The 18899-nt window shown below is 62.3% G+C and carries 13 protein-coding genes and 3 pseudogenes; 10 read left to right on the forward strand and 6 right to left on the reverse strand.

The window, feature by feature from the left end; genetic code table 11:
• Window positions 1-129: 129 nt before the first annotated feature.
• The 6 genes and pseudogenes from F0Q34_RS20140 to F0Q34_RS20170 all read right to left on the reverse strand — a co-directional run.
• Window positions 130-1023 (reverse strand): annotated as a pseudogene (locus tag F0Q34_RS20140) (transposase); the annotation flags it as partial.
• 271 nt (window positions 1024-1294) lie between these two features.
• A complete protein-coding gene (locus F0Q34_RS20145) occupies window positions 1295-2401 on the reverse strand; it encodes a hypothetical protein (protein WP_149814144.1) in 1107 nt (368 codons plus the stop codon).
• Window positions 2402-3425: 1024 nt separating this feature from the next.
• Complete coding sequence (locus F0Q34_RS20150; RefSeq protein ID WP_149814145.1) at window positions 3426-5327, reverse strand: PatA/PatG family cyanobactin maturation protease; 1902 nt, start codon at window positions 5325-5327, stop codon at window positions 3426-3428.
• 88 nt (window positions 5328-5415) lie between these two features.
• On the reverse strand, window positions 5416-6546 hold the full coding sequence (locus F0Q34_RS22745; RefSeq protein ID WP_456316253.1) for an IS5 family transposase: 1131 nt from the start codon (window positions 6544-6546) through the stop codon (window positions 5416-5418).
• A gap of 86 nt (window positions 6547-6632) precedes the next feature.
• Window positions 6633-7103: pseudogene (locus F0Q34_RS22395) on the reverse strand (transposase); the annotation flags it as partial.
• Window positions 7104-7305: 202 nt separating this feature from the next.
• Window positions 7306-8658 carry an IS701 family transposase gene (locus F0Q34_RS20170; protein ID WP_149814151.1) on the reverse strand — a complete coding sequence of 451 codons (1353 nt, stop codon included), beginning with the start codon at window positions 8656-8658 and terminating at the stop codon, window positions 7306-7308.
• A 297-nt stretch (window positions 8659-8955) separates the two neighbouring features.
• Between F0Q34_RS20170 and F0Q34_RS20175 the strand changes: the two genes are divergently transcribed.
• The 10 genes and pseudogenes from F0Q34_RS20175 (at window position 8956) to F0Q34_RS20220 (ending at window position 18714) form a co-directional block, all read left to right on the forward strand.
• Window positions 8956-9606 carry an AAA family ATPase gene (locus F0Q34_RS20175; RefSeq protein WP_149814152.1) on the forward strand — a complete coding sequence of 217 codons (651 nt, stop codon included), beginning with the start codon at window positions 8956-8958 and terminating at the stop codon, window positions 9604-9606.
• Entirely contained in the window at window positions 9603-9929 is a 327-nt protein-coding gene (locus F0Q34_RS20180) for a ribbon-helix-helix domain-containing protein (RefSeq protein WP_149814154.1), read from the forward strand. Before F0Q34_RS20175 ends, F0Q34_RS20180 begins: the two co-directional genes overlap by 4 nt.
• Window positions 9930-10213: 284 nt before the next feature.
• Window positions 10214-11128 carry a replication protein RepA gene (locus tag F0Q34_RS20185; RefSeq protein ID WP_149814155.1) on the forward strand — a complete coding sequence of 305 codons (915 nt, stop codon included), beginning with the start codon at window positions 10214-10216 and terminating at the stop codon, window positions 11126-11128.
• Window positions 11129-11543: 415 nt separating this feature from the next.
• Window positions 11544-12446, forward strand: coding sequence for a hypothetical protein (locus F0Q34_RS20190; RefSeq protein ID WP_149814157.1), 903 nt, complete (start codon window positions 11544-11546; stop codon window positions 12444-12446).
• Between the two features lie 97 nt (window positions 12447-12543).
• The gene (locus tag F0Q34_RS20195; protein ID WP_149814159.1) at window positions 12544-12756 is read left to right on the forward strand and encodes a hypothetical protein; all 213 of its coding nucleotides are present in this window, start codon (window positions 12544-12546) and stop codon (window positions 12754-12756) included.
• A gap of 139 nt (window positions 12757-12895) precedes the next feature.
• On the forward strand, window positions 12896-13423 hold the full coding sequence (locus F0Q34_RS20200; protein WP_149814161.1) for a hypothetical protein: 528 nt from the start codon (window positions 12896-12898) through the stop codon (window positions 13421-13423).
• Complete coding sequence (locus F0Q34_RS20205) at window positions 13420-16989, forward strand: hypothetical protein (RefSeq protein ID WP_149814163.1); 3570 nt, start codon at window positions 13420-13422, stop codon at window positions 16987-16989. Before F0Q34_RS20200 ends, F0Q34_RS20205 begins: the two co-directional genes overlap by 4 nt.
• Entirely contained in the window at window positions 16979-17557 is a 579-nt protein-coding gene (locus F0Q34_RS20210; protein WP_149814165.1) for a hypothetical protein, read from the forward strand. The genes F0Q34_RS20205 and F0Q34_RS20210 overlap by 11 nt, the downstream gene beginning before the upstream one ends.
• 23 nt (window positions 17558-17580) lie before the next feature.
• Entirely contained in the window at window positions 17581-17844 is a 264-nt protein-coding gene (locus tag F0Q34_RS22570) for an HGGxSTG domain-containing protein (RefSeq protein WP_277755316.1), read from the forward strand.
• Between the two features lie 161 nt (window positions 17845-18005).
• A pseudogene (locus tag F0Q34_RS20220) lies at window positions 18006-18714 on the forward strand (IS6 family transposase).
• Window positions 18715-18899 lie beyond the last annotated feature (185 nt).

An 18899-nucleotide genomic window follows, 5' to 3' on the forward strand; every position in this document is an offset into this window, starting at 1 on the left:
CAAAGCAGCCCGGAAGGGCTGCTCGTGAAGCCTGGAAGCTCTCCCTTCGAGCGGACCGGTTTCGGGGCTACGGCCAGTCTAGGGTCATCTCTCACTCCACGTGGGCCGAGTTCACGGGGGAAGGTCACCGGTGCAGAGCTTCCAGGCGATGACGTAGCGCGAGAAGTCGTCGAGCACGGTGGAGAGATAGAACCAGCCCCAGCCGGTTTCTTTCAGGTAGGTGAAGTCGGTCTGCCAGAGTTGGTTGGGCGCCGTGGTCTTGCTATGGAACTCGTCCGCCGCCTTGACCACGATGAAGGCCGGGCTGGTGATCAGGTCGTGCGCTTTGAGCAGGCGGTAGACCGAGGCTTCCGAGACAAAGTAGCGCTCGCGCTCGGTGAAGCGCACGGCGCGGCGATAGCTCGGGTTCAGCCAGCGCCAGATCGACGATCTTCTCGCGTGTCGGATCCGGGATGCGATTCCACACCCGATCGGACCGTGGTGACCGGTCGGCCAAGGCTTCCGGGCCGCCGCTCTGGAAGCGGTCGTACCAGCGATAGAAGGTAGCTGGCGGCACGCCCAACTGGCGCAGCGTGCGCCGCACCGGCAAGTGCGACTGCTCGACCAGACGGATGATCTCCAGCTTCTCGTGGGCCGGATACCTCATATGCGGTCGTCCCCAGCCGCGATCATGCTTTTTTTCAGCAAACGCAGCTCGAGTGCCTGTTCGGCCACGACCTCTTTCAGTGTGCGGGCTTCCTGGCGGAGCTCCTTGACCTCGTCGGCGGTGGCGGCACGGGCCGTATCGCCCGCCAGGCGGCGCTTGCCGGCTTCAAGGAATTCCTTCGACCAGGCGTAGTACAGGCTCTCGGCGATGGCTTCGCGGCGGCACAAGGCGGCGATGCTCTCCTCGCCGCGCAGGCCTTCCAGCACAATGCGGATCTTGTCCTCGGCCGAATGGTGCTTGCGGGTCGCGCGGCGGATGTCTCGCACCACCTTCTCTGTGGGCGGCTTGGTAGCGGGGGCGGAGGATTTCTGGCTCATCTGCACTCTCCTGGGGATTACGATGAGCCAGAAATCCTTCGATCCTCAACTCCGCTTATCTGTCTCAAGGGTGCTGACGCCGGACACCGGACCAGAGGACATCGCCTGCGCACGCCTCATTGCTGAGGACGCCAAGAAGGTCTCACAACCGGACAGCTAGTTGGCTCTGTCGTACGGGCGCAGCCATAAGAAACCTCGCTCATAGCGCATCCGTCGCAGTATGGCGGCCAAGCGTACTACTATGCTTTGGGACTAAATATTTTCGACGCAATCACAGGCCGAGAAGCCTCGGCAAACCGCCCGTAAAAATGCCCGCAACCAATGGGGCCGCAGTGGCAAATGCATAGCCGAGAATTTCTGGCGTTGTCTTCGTTATACCGTTTTTAGCCAGCAACTTATCAATTTGCTCCCGGTCCATTCCCTCTTGAGATCTGGCGTAACACTCTGCGGCTCCGATAATTGCATTGAAACTCCCATAGAAAATAACGGAAAGGGCGGCCGAGAAGGTCACGCCGTAGATAGCCACGATCCCATCCGTTAGAGCTTGGTAGGAGTCCCGCCCTAGAGCGATCAAAGGGTCTGCCCAGTCAAAATACAGCGAGATATTTGTTACCCCGGTTACAAGGATCAATGTGCCCACTGTAGCGAAGCTTCGAAGGCTTGCCATGTCACGGCCCAGCTCTGCAACAGCTTGGCTAACCGGTAAATTATGTTCAGATTTAGCATCCCTTCCGTTCCATGCCATACCAGTTCGAGCAAAGAACGAAGCGAGCATGCAGCCTAAGGCAAATGAAGCACTTCCAACAGCGATAAGAAAATATGCGGCATTGACGCTAATTGTAACATACTCTGGTGCTACCTGAAGGAGCGTCTTGTTCAGAACACCGTGGGCAAGATCTTCATAAAGATGCTCACCCGAGTAAAACCAGAAACCCAATATGACAGCGACTGCTGCCCATCCCATGCTGGGGATGATGGCTGCGGCTCTACTAATGCGCCAGCACCTGCAAACGACCGTCCCGAACATGTATACAGCCGCACTCGAGAAAGCAAACAGTAAAAGACTTACGCCGAAGTACAGTGCTCCTGCTTTAGCAGCCGCACTACAGGGCCCTACGTATTCTGGACCGGAGCTGTGTGCTTTGCAAACGCCCTTGGCCCATTTTAGCTGCTTAACTTCGGGTGCCTGGAACTGCAAGGACGAGGCGACAGAAAGTGGAACCGGAGCAGCGGGCGGTGGCGCTTTCAAGACAGGGATTCCTGCGGCAAACTCGGTGTAGAAATTTGCTGCGCAGCCGCCAAATGCCACAAAAACGGCCGCAATAAAAAGAGGCCTCCAAAGCTTGAATAGAAGGAACATGGCCTCCAATAGGCGCATCAGCTTCCATCCCATTCGGCGACGTAGCGTCGCCGCGTGCCCTGAAGCATGTTGGTCTCTGTAATTACGTAGCTTCCAAGGACAAGATTGCGGCGCCGTTCAAGCCGGAAGAATGGGCTCAGTTGTCCATTCCCGCTTGAAGTTCCGTCCGCACCCGCGGGCGGCGATTAGCTCGACGCCTCCCCTGTGCGAGCAAGAACCTAGCCTAGGCATTCTCTACAGCCGGCGACTACGAGCGGCAGGCAGGTGATTGGCGCCCAAGGTCCACCACCTTGTAGAGCTATGCATGCGGCATAACCCGCCAGCCATGGAGCACATTCCTTTAGCTTCTCGCCGCTACAGCCCTGCATTGTCAGCCGGGCCTCTGGTCTGTTGACTAGAGAGCGTTCTGACAATGAGCGAGAAGCTGATGATCCGTGAAGCACAGTGGGTAAGAATACCGGCATTTGCATCCAAACCTCCCAACAGCATTACCGTCTCGGAAATAACGAAGACGTCTCAGGACTCCTATTATCCAACCCATTAATTTGTCGTCTTCTACAAGGCCACAGCAGCAGGAGGAAAATTAGGAGTAGTAGGGAGTGCTCGGAAATCACCTCCCTACTACCATGTTCCTGAGCACGGCTTAACTAGTGGCAGATTCCGCTGTCACAAACCTCCATACCTCCGGTGGCTACACAGCGAGCGAAACAAGCGCCAAATCCGGATTTCTTGCTGCAATCGGCCGAGCACTTTGCGGCAATTATGGCCGCGCCAACTCCGAAGTCCGGCCACTGAGGCCGAACCCCTTCAGCCGTCGAATTATACGCGTAAACCGGCATGTCAGAAAAGCGAGGCCTCGTCGGTAAAGCCTGAGGAATTTTCATTTAGCTTCTCCTGTTTTGTATATGTGGCTTAAGGGTTATCTAGCGGAATGGAGCCTCGAGAGCGCAGTGACATTGCCTCCCAATGACAGGAAGATTCACGCAGATCTCGCATTTGGCATTCTCATTGGAGAACACTCCTTCTATGGGATCGATTCAGGTTAATATTCGTACCAGCTGACCGGTTCGCCAATCATTACGGGAACGGTATCACTGACATCGATCGTAAAGCGCGCCAGAAGGGGAGCAGTTTCAATTCGACGGCGCGGGTCGAAAAAGGTGACCAGGACATCGTAGTAGTCGCTTCCGGGGCGACTCAGAGGGCTCCTCTCAACAGAAACGTCTCTAAGAGTTAACCCCTCTCGTCCCGCTTCAACAATAACATCGCTAATATTGAAGGCGTTCGTTGCGGCCGCGTTTAGTGCCCTGTCACCCGGAGAAAGCCCCATATTTCGAAGTCGGAAGAAAATTTTTCCAAGGAATCGATTAATTTCCTGCCGAGCTTGATCTTCTTTAAGGTCTGGCATCAACGCCTGCCGGCTCTTAATCAGCTGATCAGTATAGCGAGTATTCTCCCAGCTATACATTCCGCGCAGGTCAGGAACGATCACATCGACGTTCATGCCGTCGTAAAGAGATATTCTTCCTGCGATTACACCTGGAATTGATACCAATTCGACATCTTTATCTCCCCATTCATCTACGAGCCATTTATAGGTGTCGGCAGCGAACGGACCGGACGGCATTATTACGTACATTGGAACTTCTGTGCGGCTCAGGGTCCATGCAACCGCTTGAGCTTCGAATGGGCGCTCCCGAAATAAACCTAGCAAGGCTTCATCGGTAAGTGATTTCAAATCGCCTTGTCGGTTGCCATTTACAGTTCGCCAGACTGAATCCCGGCGCGCTTGGGTCGTGAAGCTGATCCCGAGGCGACCGATAGCATAAACGAGCTGCGGCTTAGTAGGCTTGCTATCGCAGCTGCATTTACTGCTATTTTTTCCTCCACATCCGCAATCTGCGGGGAGTAGTCCAGTAGTCGCCACCACGTGCGACCGCTGCTCAGTTGTGCAAAGGCCAAGCTCGCGGTTTCTCTGGAGCAGTTCCTCGTTTTTGCGCGAGTAAATCTCTTCTTGAGCCGGCGGCGTGGTAGTGCTGGACATCGGTTCCTCCGATCTGAAGCTAAGTTCTAGGGAATTGAGGAGAACATCTGCTGCGCGGGCGACATTCAGAGTGCCTGCAAGAAATTTTCCGCATAGCTCTTCCGCCTCGGGCAAGCAGCGGTCGCACGAGTCAAGAAGGACTTGCTTGATTCGCCTACCGCTTGGGCGAACACCCCGCCGCATGTCGGCGCTCATGAGGAGACCAGCGACACCTGCCACGAGCGCAGACGCGAAACTTGTTCCAGTTGCCTTGCATAGCCCACCTCCAACACAGGCGCCTGGGATATTGAATCCCGGCGCCAAGAGGCCGCCCGACCGGAGACTCGGTCCCCAATTGCTCATTGGCAATGGCACACCTTCTCCATCATGCGCTCCCACGGCGAGCACACCCGGCATTGAGGCGGGTATCACATCGCAAGCGCACCCGTGATTCCCTGCAGCCGCCACAACAAACACGTCTTGTCGAAGGGCGTCTGTGATTGCTCCGCTCAGAGAGGCAGAAACCTCCAGTGAGTCTCCTTGTTGAGCTGCGCTAATATTGATGATGTTGGCGCCGCTGGAGGTTGCTTTAAAAATGGCCTGCGCAAGCGCGTCTTGTGTGCAGGCTGTCACTCCATCCTTCGCATCTCTAAAGATCTCGATAGGGATGATGGTGCAGCCAGGAGCGATTCCTACGACCTCACCGCCGAGCGAGCCAGCAAGAACTGAGGCAACAAGGGTACCGTGGTGAATCGCTCCGGCTGGAGCGAGTTTGTTGGAAGAGATTACAGTTGAGTCAACCGGCCCGTCCAGAATTGCTATCTTGATGTCAGCCTCACCATTAGTGAGAGACCATATACGCTCTATTCCTGGAACTATGCTCAGCCACTCACCGGCATTAGTAAGACTGGCTGAATGCATGTGACTTCCGCCTCTCACGTGCTTGTCTCGACGATCATTACATAAAAGAAACTATTTTTCTAGCGATAACGTAGCTTCCGTTTCGCAATCATATAAATTTGATGCTCAGACACAGCTCCGCGCTGTCTCCGCAGAAGGATATTGTCGGCACGCGACTACTGATGAGACCTGTGCGCGGAAGGGTTTTGTACCCTCGAGTGGTTGAATGTACGGCCGCTGCTTCTTTCCGCCGGAAAGGAGTGGCTGTCTGACCTGATGATGAGCCTTGAATGGCCATCTCAGGCCGCAGCCGTTCCAAGAATGCTTGCTGTTCGCTTGAGATTGTAGGCCATGGCAGTGAGGCAGACTTGGAGACTGGCCTTGGCCAAGCCTCGCCATCGCATGCGACGCAGCCCGTAGCTGCGCTTCCAGGTGCCGAAGATCTTCTCAATCCGGCAGCGGACGCGCTGGATGTCGTAGTTCCAGCGCCGGAGCTTGCGCAAGGTATCGTCACCAGGGCGCCCCCACATGCCCGTGCGACAATCCGGGGCGTGCCGCCCCTGGCCCGCAGCGCCGCGCCGAAGACCTCGCCTCGGTAGGCGCTGTCGGCATGAACCTCACCAGGGTTCTCCGGCAGGGCCGCGCCTCCGGCGCGGCCGTCATGGACATTGCCTGGCGTCACCGCGAGCACCTCGACAAGCGCGGTCTCCGCATCGGCGCTGACATGGGCCTTGAAGCCGTGAATGGCTTTGCGCTTCTGATGACCTGCCCAGGCTGCCTCTCCATCTGCGTGGCTCGCGGAGGCGATGATCGTTGCATCGATCAGCGTGCCTGTTTTGACGCTCACGGCTTTGGCCCGGAGCTGAGCGGTCACTGCTTCGAACAGCACATGATCCAGGCCTTGGCTCACCAACTCGCGGCGAAGGCGCACGAAGGCCGTGCACTCCGGCGTCGGCTCCTGCGCGGAGAAGCCGCAGAACCGCCGGAATGAAGCCCTGTCATCGAGAGCCTCTGCGAGCTTCACGTCAGAGAGGTCGTACCAGACTGCGATCAGCATCGCCTTGAACAAGGCCAAGGGCGGCCAGGCTGGCTTGCCTTTTGCCGCGGCATGAACGCTCTCCAGGCGGCTCTCAACCGGCGCCCAGTCGATTAGTCCCGCCACATCGTCCAAAGAAGATCGCCTGCCCTGCTGATCAGGCGTGAGGATGAGCGCTTCCTGGCCAATCCGCCGACGTGACATCCGAGGCACTCCTCGCAGCCGTCCTGGAGCCCCATCGAATCACAGCAGATCAGCGGATTCCAGCCCTTCCGCACACAGGTCTCATAAGGACCGCGGCGGCGTCCTGAACCCTTCAGCTGTTCGATCAGGTTGGATCTTGCGACCCCGAGAGTGTCGGCCACAGCCTTCACCGGGAACCGACCGGAGGCAGCAACGGCAGCCGCCAACCGGGCTTTTTTCCCCGGGTGGCATCCAACGCCTCCCAGAGGATCTCGGCCTCCATCGTTTTTTGTCCGAGCAGCCGCTCCAGGTCCCGGATCTTGGCCTCAAGCTCACGGACGCGGCTGGCGGAGACCACGTCGTCGTCCGCCCGGACTGCCTCCAGGCCACCCTCGGGCATGCGACGCCTCCACCCGAACAACAGGCTGGGGGGAGACCCCGTGCAGCCGGGCGACGGCCGAGACCGTCATGCCGGGCTGCGTGGTTTCCTCGACCAGCCGGACCTTCTCCGCAGCACTGTAGCGCCTGCGACGTTCGCGGCCGGTGATGATTTCGACGCGCTCAATCGGATTGGACATAGGCGGATGTCTAGGCTTGCACCTAGATGTCCGGTTATGCCACCTGTCCGGTCGAAATGGGGGCGCGCGCTCCTCCTTCAGATCCCCTGGCCGCTGAGGTTTGCACCGCATGCGGGGACAGGTCACTGCTAGCGTTCTAGCGCTCCTCGGCCGGGTCACTCACAGGTAGCCTCTGGCTGAGCACTTAGCTCGACTTTGGCCATCAGGCGGCGTGACAGAGGGCGTAAGCCCAGGCGTGCTGGAGCGCTCGCCGAGGTTTTGCGCCGTGACCTCCGTGCCAAGATGTGAGGAAACCTTGCTCGCACCAGATGTGACGTCGCACGGCGGCGAGGGTGTCGCTGAAGGTCGGGCGTTCCTTGCGGTACCAGGCGCTGCTCGCTGCGGCTTTGCGGTCTGAGGTTCTGAGCTGGGCGGCCAGGAGGGTGACGAGCGAGAATAGCCCAAGCAGGCATGGTGTTGTGCGGGCGATGGCGAGGTCCGACCACTGCCGCTGGGTTTCGACACCGAGATGCACCCTGGTCTCCTGAAAGGTCACCTCCAGCTGCCAGCGCTGGATGAACCAACACAGGATCTGCTCGGGCGTCCGATCAGGATCAGTGCACAGCAGGGCCTGCGGCTGGAACCGGCGATGAGGATCGCGGACCAGGACCCAGCGGATCGGCACGATGGGCATTCCGCCATGACGCCATACGGCAGTGGCCGAGCAGATCTCTACGCTCCGCTCCCCCTCACCGGACCAGCCGGGGACCACCACGCGCTGCCAGCGCGTATCGGTTTCGACCAGCACCTCCGACAGGTTGGGCCGTCGTGTCCCTTTGGTACGGGGCCGGCCGTTGGTGCCGGGCAGCCGGGGTGGCGCCGGGTCATAGAGGGCCGCGTCGAGCCGCGGGCGCGTGATCCCGGTGATCCTGTGCCGGGTCAGGACAGCCAACAGTTCCAGGGCCGCAAAGCCGCTGTCGCCGACCAGCACGATGTCGCGCCCTGGAAGCCATCGGCGTGTCTGCAGAATGAGTTGGCGGGCCCAGTCGGTGAGCTTCTTGTGCCGCTGCCCCCGTTCGCGGCAGTACCGCTCCGAGGGCGCCAGCGCGGACAGGAAAGGCAGCGCCCAAACCCGACCGGCCCAGGGAACAGGTGCCAAGAGCATCAGGCTGATCCAACGCAAGCCAGAAGCCTTCACGAAGTGGCCGTGGCTGGAGCGCACCGGGTCACGGTAGATGCCCATCGCTGCAATCCGCTTGCCGCGGCGGCGCTCAATCGTGTCGTCGATGCCCAGGACGACCGGCCCGTCCGGTGCGAAGGTCGCGATCAGCTGCGCCAGCAGAAGACGCGATGCTGCCCGGGGGCTCCAGACCGCCCGGTTGAGCACCCGATGATAGTTCACGAAGCGCCGCTCCTGCGCGAGCCCGCTGATCTGCAACAGGCTGGTCACCGTACGTTTGCCGGGCGCCAGGATAGCCCCGATCAGCAGCACCTCCGCGTGCTGCCAGCTGCGCTGGAAAAACAGCGGCGCAAAGCTCAGGATCACCGCGGCGAAGCGGGATGGCAGGTGAAGCATGGCGGCGTCTCTTGACGGGGACACGCCAGCCTAGCCAGTCACCTGCCTCGCCGCCTACGCCCGCCTTAGATGGCCAAAGTCGAGCTTAGAAGAGCGGAAGGGCAGGTAGTCCCTCCCTCCGGGAGCTCCTATGGCAACATACGACCATATGTGTATGCACGCATACACTAATACATTCATGTGACCCTGCGTGTATAGGAGACCACGCCTCGCCCTGTGTTCCTGATTTAAACCCGTATGCGTGTATGCCATCATAGGTGCATACACATTTGCTATTATGCACCTATGGACTCGGGCATGAAGACCATCGCGATCATCAGCCAGAAGGGTGGTGTTGGTAAAACCACCCTGGCGACGGCCCTAGCCGTGGCAGCTCAGAACGACGGGAAGTCGGTTGCCGTCTTTGATGTTGACCCCCAGGCGAGCGCAACCTTCTGGCGCGACATGCGAGAGGCGGAGGCGCCGGCTGTGGTCTCGGTCCAGCCGGTCCGGCTAGCTCACATGCTGAAGGCTGCCGCTGAGGCTGGGACCGACCTAGTGGTAATCGACACCCCGCCGATCGCCAAAGACACGGCCTTCCAGGCGGCCGAACATGCGGACTTCATCCTGATTCCAACTAAGCCTGCCGTTCTGGACGTCATGGCCGCGACGGAGACCTTCAAGCTGGTAAAGCGGGCGACTGAGCCGCCAAAGCCTTCTGCCGTGGTGGTAACGTTCTGCCCGGTTCAGGGCCGCGAGGTTCCCGACACTGAGGATGCCATCCTGAAGCTAGGCGCCACTCTGGCACCGGTTCGTATCCATAGTCGCATCGCCTACTCCCGCGCGCAGCAGACAGGCTTAGCAGCCATGGAACTGGAGCCGGCTGGAAAAGCCGCGGATGAACTCCAACGTCTATACGTGTATGTGTGTATGAACCTGTACGCGCCGGCACAGGAGGTTGCGGAATGAATCGCCCGAACTCGCTCCAGGCCATCCTTGCCAGGGAGGCTGCCGCCCCCGCTGAGTTAAAGACTGAGGAGAGATCAAAGCCCCCAGCGAAGTCTCACCCTGCCCTGAAAGGGCCTACACCCCCGGAGGCGGAGGCTTCCACGAAGTTCTATCGCCCTTCTCGAGACGGCCGACGCTTCTTGGGCGGGCACTTTGACCCAGCTGTGGTTCGCCAGATGAAGTTGCTAGCCGTGGAGGAGGACACCACCACTCAAGCCCTTCTTGAAGAGGCCTTGAACCTGCTATTTGTGAAGAAGGGAAAGGGTAAGATCATAGGTGTATGAACGCATACACCTATGATCTTATAAGTGCATGGACTTTATCTTGGCTCAAACGCTCTGTCCGATTCGGAGGGTTTGGACTCTACTGACACTATCCTACTTGCTCACAAGCGGCAGGGTAAGGGCTTTGGACTCTACTGACAGGAGCTTGGACTCTCCTGACAAAAAGGCCTTTATCCCCTGGACTCTACCGACGAATCTAATAGTTAGAATCTAATAACCTTCAAATAGCCTGCGTCAGTAAAGTCCAAGGCTCTCATGTGGATCGATCCAGGCAATGATGCGGAATGGGTGATCTTCACAGCCTAATCGCAGAGCATGGAGTTGAAGAAGCTCGAGCGCGAGCAGGTTCGAAAGCGCAGCGCCAGGCCGTGGACGCTGCAGCGGCGATCCTTGCCGAAGAAGAAGCCCGCCTCGGGATTACCCACGCTGGCTTTGCCATGACCAGCTTACCACACAAACGCATTGAAGAGCCTGTCTGGCGCAGGGCCACTCCACAGACCACGCTGCTGGTGGCCTCGGGTCATGATGAGGAAGGGGTCCCCATCGGCGTTCCTTATGGCTCTATCGCACGACTGATTCTGCTCTACCTTCAAACGGAGGCTATTCGGACAAGCAGCCCAGAAGTTGAGCTAGGGCGCTCCATGAATGCTTGGCTATCGAGGATGTCCATCCCGATCGGGGGGCGTACCTACCAGATCGTTGCAGAGCAAGCGCGACGCATCTCCGCCTGCCGACTGACTTTCTACTTCGACCGGCCCGGTGCACGGCAGTTCGAGAACGGGGCCTTTGTGGCTAGCGGCATTTCCATGGCGGGCCTCTCCGATCCCGACCAACCCAGCCACTGGCAGGAGAAGGTCCGCCTAGACGATGGCTTCCTTCGCTCTCTCCGAGAGCATCCGGTACCGGTCCGGGAAGAGGCCATTCGGGTGATCGGCACCCGATCCATGGCCATCGACATCTACATCTGGCTAGCCTATCGGCTGCATGTTCTTGCCAAGCCTACGCCGATCTCATGGCTATCCATTCACACGCAGTTCGGCGCCGGCTTCAAGCATGTGCGGCAGATGAAGCCGACCTTCATTGACGCCTTGTCGCTGGCACTGGCGGTCTATCCAGAGGCGAAGGTGGAGGCTGAAGGGGAAGGATTGATCCTGCATCCCTCCCGGCCCGCAGTGCCTAAGCTGCTTGGACTCTCCTAACGTTTGGACTCTACCGACACGGCAAGCAGATGCAGTCTTCGATCAGTAGCAGGAAAGATCCACTAAGCGTCTGATGCCGGCGCAACCTGACACGCTGGTGGTGCTGGACACGTTGTGGCAGGTGCCAGCATGAGTGAGTGGTAAAGACACAGTCGTTAGTTGAAGAAGGGCAGGCAGGGGGATTGCTGGACTGTCGGCACCCGGAACCGCCTACGCTGTACAATCTACGAGCACCGCAGCACATCTTAGCGTGACCGAATGGCTCTGGAAAATTCTCTGGTTGTATGGATGCAACGAGGTTCAAGATCGTGAAAGCCGGCAACATAATAAATCATCCGGTAAGCGCGGATTATCATGCACGAGAGCCCCTCCAAGATTACTTTTAATCGGGCCCGTCCCAATTACTGCTGGACGAATGGTCCAGATCTCCCCTAAGTTGGCTTCCATGAACGGAGGCCCCGAATTCCGCAACGCTCTGGTCGAAGCCGGTTTCCTGGCAGCGCGGGCGGAGGCCGTCATCCGTTATCTTGGCGAAAGCGGCCTGGTCCCGCGCGGCGGCCGTGGGCGGCACCCCAAAAGTGATTTGGCTTGGGGAGCCTGGCACTATGCTGCCGCCATCATCGGCTTGGGGGCCATCCTGCCGATCGATGCCCCGTCCCTGGTGGAATCTCTGGCAGAGGTCAAGCAAACCTCGAGCGTGCTTCACACTGGTGACCGAGACGAGAACGGGGAGATGGAAATCCTCCAGCTGATGCCGGAGCGCGTCACGGATGTGTCGCTGGGCGTGGCTCTGGCAACTCAAATTCATCTTTTGGCCGAGCAGACCTCGGACGCGCGGCAAGCTCTCCGCCAGGCGATGAAGGAGAAGAATCTCTTCATCCGCCTCGACGCTGGAAGCCTGACGGCCCTGCTCCCCTTTCTGATCAGTGACAAGACATGGGGATCGGACCAGTACGGCCCCCCGTCTCGCGACCCGCTCGCCCCCGAGCGCCCCCGCTTGTCCGCCCGGATCGAGATGAAGATGGAGATCGAGATCGTCTTCATCGCTGCCGACCTGCTGGCCGAGACGATGGCGAAGCAGGGCGGCAGTGGACCACCGCCTGAGGGAGGAGCGCTGGCCGGCGCCCCGCCCGAAGGCCCTACGAGTGCAAGCCAGAACGACGAAGCCCCGGACCTGGCCGGGTCCGGGGCTTCTGCGTTGACTAACCAGCCGCCAACCAGCGACCGGGCACTACTGAACACCCCGGAAAATAGGGAGATTGGGACGTTCCAGCAATCCCTTTCGCTGATGCGCGGCTGGCCCTTTCCATACGATTGAGAAAGGACCACCGTCCATGCGACGCCTTGAGGGTCTGATTGGGCTGCCGGACGTTCCGGCCGCTGTCCTGAAACTCGCTGGTTCTGAGGTCGACCCGGTGGCGCGAGCCACCGTGCGGCTGCGCCGTGTCCGCACCGTCGTTGCCCAGAACCCGGACCTTGTCGTCCGGATCGGCGGCCGCCTGTACGTCCTGGAGCAGGAGACGAAGCTGCGGGCTCTTGCGGCCGCCCTGGGGCTGATGCTGCCATCGGCTGTGAAGCCGTCCCGCGCCCAGCGGGCTGCCCTGTCCTCCAACGCGGTGGCGACCTAGCCCGAGAAGCGCGGCAGCCCGCCACCGGTCAGCGGACCGGACAACAGGCTACGAGCAGCTTCAGGGCTGATCGAGGCCTGAATGAGGCTGTTCGTCCGCACTTCAAAGGCTTGGTCGCTGCTCCCGAAAGGAGGCAGCAATGACGACACGACGTCTAGCTCCGGCCACGGCGCCGGCCACACGGATATTCCTTCTCCAGGCGCTTGACGCCGAAAGGCTCCCTCGTGCCGTGCTGGCGGAGAAGCGCGGCCGCAAGGGGTGGCTAGCGATGGCCAACGCGGCCGGTGGAGGCTGCCTGATGAACAGCCTGGCCCCCGCCACCAAGCGGCCCTGGATCTGCGGCATGCTCGGCCGCGATCCGGATGCTGAGCGCGCTGCTGCGCCCTGGCATGCCACGCGCCGGCTGCGGGATCACGGCCTGCCATCATGGCCACAGATCCTCAGTCCGCCGCCTGCGCCCCGCCCAATGGTGCATGCTGCTGCCTCTGCGTCGCCGTGTTTCTCGTACGTCGCCGGAGCGCAACGGGCGCTGCGACATAGCGATGGGATGACTGCACAGGACGTTCGCTTTCAGCACCGCATCGGCAAGCGCTGGAGGCTGCCGCAGAAGCAGCACAATGGCCTGCACACCCTCATTGGCAGGCTGCAGGAATGCGGTGCCGCATGATGAATACCGTGACGATCCTGCGCCCGCTTGGCCGGCAGTTGATGGCCAAGCGCTATGGCATCGCACCCAACGGATTGGTGGTGAAGCGCGACTATTCGAACGCCAAGCGTTTCCGCGTTGAGCAAGCACCTGTCCGCCACATCCACGATCTGCATCATCGTCTGCAGCGAATCGAGCGCGACCCCCGCGCCTGCATTATCCGTGGCCAGCCGGGCGCCGCTGCCAATCTCGCGGATACCGACAGAAGGGGGAGCAAGAACGGCGGCCACTTCGATGACGTGCCGCGTCCATGGGTGATGCTGGATCTCGACAAGGTCAAATTGCCAGCAGGGATGAGCGTGATCGCCGCGCCTCAGGAGGTGGCGCAGCACCTCATGGACCTGGTGGCCATGCACGTGCCCGAACTGGACGGCGTCACGGCCATCGTCCAGTTCAGCTCCAGCGCCGGTCTGGAGGAGCAAGCCGAAGCCGAGGAAGCCGCCGGCCTGGCGCCACGTTGGCGCGGTGTGGTGAAGCCCGGCGCGGGCGTTGGCGCGCATCTCTGGTTCTGGCTGGAACAGGCGGTGGACGGCCCCGCGCTGGACCGCTGGGCCAAGGCCATCAATGCCCGTGTCGGGCACAAGCTCATCGACCCCGCGACGCTGCGTACGGTGCAGCCGCATTACACGGCCGGGCCTGTGTTCGACACCGACCTGCGCGATCCCCTGAGCGGGCGCCGGACGCTGCTGGTGAAGGGCCACAGTGACGCTGCGCGGCTCAGCATTCCGGCGGTGGCGCCGCGCCAGCCCGACAAGTCCGGAGACGCCCGTGAGGCCGGCCGGGGCTTCCTGGGGTGGATGGAGGCAATTGGCGGACCGGAGGGCTTTCACGAGCCGATCAACCGGGCCATCGCAGCGTTTGTCGCGACGAACTGGCCACATCCGGACACCGAGTGGCTGAAGGCCGCCCTGACCGAGCGGATCCTCGCCGCCGACCCCGGCGGGCGCAGCCCGAGCGAGATCGACCGCTATGCCAGCGACGCCAACTTGGACGCGCGCATCGCCTGGACAACGGGGCGGGAGCAGGAGAAGCGCGACGCCAAAGCCAAGGCGGCCGCCTCGGCGGCCGCGCAGCCGATCCCGCCGACCTACCCCGACCGGGGCGTTTCGCTCGCCACCGCCCGCCAACAGGCCGCCGAAGCCCTGCGCGACTTCAGCGCGTGGATCCGCGCCGGCGAGATGCCGGAACTGCTGCTCCGGGTGACTGTCGGTGGCGGGAAGACCTTCGAGGCCATCGGCGCCCTCCCCGAACTCCGTGCGGCTGGTCGCGCCGCCGGGCTCGGGCCGGTGCTGTTCCTGCACCCGCGCCACGCCCTGGGCGACCAGATCGCTGCCGATATTCGCCGGCGCCATCCCGGACTGAATGTGGCTATCCAGCGGGGCATGGAGGCCGCCGACCCGGCGCGCCCGGGCCAGACGATGTGTCAGGATCCGGAGCTGCCGCGCGCTGCCAGGGCCGCCGGGCAGAGCGCCACAGCCGGGTGTGCTGCCTGCCCGCTGGGCCCAGGCTGCGCCTATCAGCTGCAAGGCAGGGCGGGCCGCGATGCCGATGTTTGGGTGGCGCCGCATCAGGCGGGCTTCGCCGCGCCGTTCGCCGGTTGGCCGCGCGTGGCGGTGGACGACGGCCGGACGATCCCCGTTCCGCCCTCCGCCATCATCATCGACGAGGACGTCACCAGCGCTGGGGTGGTGGGGCTGAACCCGCTGGCGCCGGTGCAATTGGCCCTCTCGGCGCTGCACTCCGACGACACTCCGAACCTTGCTGGCGGAGACCGGGAATTGCTGCTGCATCTCCGGCGCAAGGCGGCCGACGCGCTGAGCGGCCAGCCGGCGGGCGGGCTGTTCCGCAAGCCCTTGGAGGCCATCGCCGCTACGGCCGGCGCGGGCTGGGCGCGGGAATGGGCCGCCCTAGAATGGGCGACAAAGCCCAGGGTGAGGATTGCCCGGGAGACCGGCCGCGCGGCGGCCCTGGCCGCCTTCGCCGCGGCCGCCGGGCAGCGCTTCACCAAGCTCCGCCCGATGCTGGCCGAGCGCATCGGCGACTTCCTCGACGGCAGTGACGCGCGCAGCGTCAACTTGACCTTGGACCCCGAGGCCGATCTCGGGCGCGGTCAGGGCACCGGCCCGGCCATCCGCTTCGCGTGGCGCGAAGATTTTCACCCGGCCTGGACAGCGCCGCTGCTGTTCCTCGACGCCACCGGCCGCCCCGAAGTGCTGCGGCATTGGGCGCCGGATCTGAAGGTGGTCGATATCGAGGTGGCCGCCCCGCATCAGCACGTGGTGCAGGTGTGGGATCAGGAGTTCGGCCGCCGCTGGCTGCAACAGCCCGCGCGTGTCCGGAGCCTGTGCGATGCGGTAATGGTGGAGCTAGCCCGCGCCGACGGCGCCGTGTTGGCAATCTTGCAGAAGGGTGTGGAAGCCTTGCTCCGCCCCGAACTGGCGCGGCGCGGCGCGGTGCAGGATCCGCGGCCGGAAGGCGCCCGAGAGGATGATCCCTCGACTTGGCGGTTTCCCTCCGGCGCGGTGCTGCACCTCGCGCACCACGGCGCCGTCACCGGCAGCAACCAGTGGCAGGAGGTCGCGACCGTGATGGTGATCGGCCGCCCCGCCACCGACCGGCTCGACGGCGAGCGCCGCGCCGAGGTGAGCGCCGGCCACGCCGTGGGCGTGGTGCCCGATGCGCCGGATAGCTGGTGGCCGACCTCCCCCGGTGCGCTGCGGCTGGCCGACGGCAGCGGCCGCGCCATTCCGCGGCAGCCGAGCCACCCCGACCCGCTGGTCGAGGCGCTCCGCTGGTCCGTGAGCGAGGCCGCCGTCCTGCAGGCCATCGGGCGGGCGCGTGGCGTCCGGCGGACGGCCGAGAACCCGGTGCGGGTGGTAGTCCTCGCTGCCCTGGCCCTGCCGGTGACGGTGGCGGAAGCCCTAACCTGGGCGGACTACCTGCCGGATCGGGTGACGACCGCTGCGGCCGAAGCGGCGGTGTTCGGTCAGGCGCTGCCGCTGGCCCCGGTCGACATGGTGACAGCCCGGCGCGACCTCTGGACAGCCGAGAGCACGGCCAAGCGGGACCTGGCGGATTTTGAAAGGCTCATTTCCCTTAGAAGGAATTTTTATAAGGGGAATGATCCTTTCAAAACGCTGGCCCCCGCCCGTTACCGGAAGGGGGTGCGCGGGCGCTGGTCCCGGGCGCTGGTTCCGCTCGAGCAGGGACAGGCTGTCCTCGAAGCCCTGATCGGTCCGCTGGCCGCTTTCGCGCTGGATGCCCCGCCACCGCCATCCGACCCGCCGGACCTGGCGCCCGCGCTGTGCCCTGAGCCGGCCGAACGAGGCCCTTCCGGCGCCTGGGCCAACCCGGATGCTGCACCGGCCACTCTCCCGGATGACCCTGGTGGCTGTCGCCACCACCTCGTCATGGCGCTGCGCCCGCCTGGCGGGCCTTGGCCCGCTATCGGTCCGCCACAGCGACCCCAGCCGCCCGCACAGCCACGCTCGAGCCTGCAGGAAGGAATCCCTTCACATGTCGTCTGATACCGTCCCCGCCGCGCCCCTGGCCGATCAGGCAAAGCTATCCCGCCGTGAGCCGGTGGCGGTGAAATCCATTAAAAGAGCGAACGGCCGGATCAACGACGTCCCCCCGGCCAGTGCGGATCTGCAGCGGCTGGGCGGATCGACGAACGACACGTTCAACAACGATCTGCTGCGCTCCGTGATCGCGACGGCCTGGTTCGGCAAAGGTGAGGATCGGGCCAAAGCCGAGCTCCGAAAGAGCGGTGCCGTGGCCGCGGCGATGGCTGGTTTCCACCCCAAGGATGAGGTCGAGGGCATGCTGGTCGGCCAAGCCGTGGCGCTGCATCAGGCCGCGATGGAGTGCATGCGCCGGGCCATGCTTCCGGAGCAGCCCTTCGAGGTCGCGACGAAGCTGCGCAAGGATGCGGCCAACCTGTCGCGGGCGGTGGCGGACATGATCGATGCGCTGGACCGAAAGCGCGGAAAAGGGCCACAGGTAGTGCGCGTGGAGCGGGTTGTCGTGCAAGAAGGTGCGCAGGCCATCGTCGGCACTGTGACGTCGACCAGCCGAGAAGGGGGCGGGGCATGACCCTGGATCCTGCGCAGAACCCCATGTCACCAGCCGCGCGCCTGTTTGCAGCCTGCCGATGCGGAGCGCGGACACGAGCAGGCGGTGTGTGTCAGCAGCCTGCCATGCGAAACGGAAGGTGCCGGCTTCATGGTGGCAAGAGCACCGGGCCACGCACGGCGGAGGGGCTGGCCCGCATCAAAGCCACTCAGACGATTCACGGTGGCCACAGCCGCGAGGTCAGGGAGTTGCGGCGTCAGGTGCGGGCGCTTCTAGCCGGGGCCGCCGAGCTGGTCGAGCAGGAATAACCAATAAGTAGAATAAGATACATAATAAAATGCGTGTAAGTTACCACTGCTCCTGCCTTCGCGTGCGGGCCTATTTGAGAATGCGGTCGGTGGGGCACCCGGGCGGCATTGGCAATTTAACAGGCAATGGTCGGAATGACTGAGCCGGGTAGCCTAGCGGGATGACATTAGAGCCTGCCACCTATTCTGGATCCCGCTTCCACGCCGAGATCATCAGCCACGCGGTCTGGCTGTATCACGTGTTCAGCCTGAGCCTGCGGGATGTGGAACTGATCCTTTCCGAGCGGGGCATCACCGTCACCCACGAGAGCATCCGGAGCTGGTGCCGAAAGTTCGGCTCGGAGTTCGCCGGAAAGCTGTGGCGCCGCCGCCCGAAGCCGGGTGCACCTGGCACCTCGATGAGGTGTTTCTGCGCATCAATGGCGTGCTCCACTATCTCTGGCACGCGGTGGACCAGCACGGCATGGTGCTGGACATCCTGGTTCAGGATCGGCGGAACGGGAGTACCGCCAAGCGGTTCTTCAAGCGCCTGCTCGCAGGCATGAAGTACAAGCCACGCCGGTTGATCACTGATGGGCTGAAGAGCTACGGCGTGGCGCAGCGCGAACTCCTGCCCGAGGTCCCGCATCGAGCAGCCGGCACCTGAACAACCGGGCGGAGAACTCGCATCAGCCCACCCGGCGACGCGAACGCCAGATGCAGCGGTTTAAGTCGGCCAGACAGGCCCAGCATTTCCTCTCGGCAGACAGTATGATCTATGGTCATTTCCGTCCTCGTCGGCACCTGATGACGGCTATCGAGTACCGGCGCGCTCAGATCAAGGCCTTCCGGACTGGGCGGCAGGAGACCTGCGCCCAAGCATCATCCTGATGCTGTTGCAGCCTCAGTCATGCGGCCGGACTCGCCTTCCCGCCAAACAACTTGCCTGGTCCTGACCCGGCAAATTGGTCCGACTGGAACACAACTTCCCTCTTGAGGTGGCCGTAGCCCCGAAACCGGTCCGCTCGAAGGGAGAGCTTCCAGGCTTCACGAGCAGCCCTTCCGGGCTGCTTTGG

Source organism: Teichococcus oryzae, from assembly GCF_008386565.1.
In the GTDB taxonomy this organism is placed as follows: Bacteria; Pseudomonadota; Alphaproteobacteria; order Acetobacterales; family Acetobacteraceae; genus Pseudoroseomonas; species Pseudoroseomonas oryzae.

Excerpts from the sequence above, each read along its gene's own strand:
- F0Q34_RS20145 (WP_149814144.1), bottom strand. The coding sequence starts at position 2,401 with ATGCGCCTATTGGAGGCCATGTTCCTTCTATTCAAGCTTTGGAGGCCT.
- F0Q34_RS20150 (WP_149814145.1), bottom strand. The coding sequence starts at position 5,327 with ATGCATTCAGCCAGTCTTACTAATGCCGGTGAGTGGCTGAGCATAGTT.
- F0Q34_RS22745 (WP_456316253.1), bottom strand. The coding sequence starts at position 6,546 with ATGTCACGTCGGCGGATTGGCCAGGAAGCGCTCATCCTCACGCCTGAT.
- F0Q34_RS20170 (WP_149814151.1), bottom strand. The coding sequence starts at position 8,658 with ATGCTTCACCTGCCATCCCGCTTCGCCGCGGTGATCCTGAGCTTTGCG.
- F0Q34_RS20175 (WP_149814152.1), top strand. The coding sequence starts at position 8,956 with ATGAAGACCATCGCGATCATCAGCCAGAAGGGTGGTGTTGGTAAAACC.
- F0Q34_RS20180 (WP_149814154.1), top strand. The coding sequence starts at position 9,603 with ATGAATCGCCCGAACTCGCTCCAGGCCATCCTTGCCAGGGAGGCTGCC.
- F0Q34_RS20185 (WP_149814155.1), top strand. The coding sequence starts at position 10,214 with ATGGGTGATCTTCACAGCCTAATCGCAGAGCATGGAGTTGAAGAAGCT.
- F0Q34_RS20190 (WP_149814157.1), top strand. The coding sequence starts at position 11,544 with ATGGTCCAGATCTCCCCTAAGTTGGCTTCCATGAACGGAGGCCCCGAA.
- F0Q34_RS20200 (WP_149814161.1), top strand. The coding sequence starts at position 12,896 with ATGACGACACGACGTCTAGCTCCGGCCACGGCGCCGGCCACACGGATA.
- F0Q34_RS20205 (WP_149814163.1), top strand. The coding sequence starts at position 13,420 with ATGATGAATACCGTGACGATCCTGCGCCCGCTTGGCCGGCAGTTGATG.
- F0Q34_RS20210 (WP_149814165.1), top strand. The coding sequence starts at position 16,979 with ATGTCGTCTGATACCGTCCCCGCCGCGCCCCTGGCCGATCAGGCAAAG.
- F0Q34_RS22570 (WP_277755316.1), top strand. The coding sequence starts at position 17,581 with ATGTCACCAGCCGCGCGCCTGTTTGCAGCCTGCCGATGCGGAGCGCGG.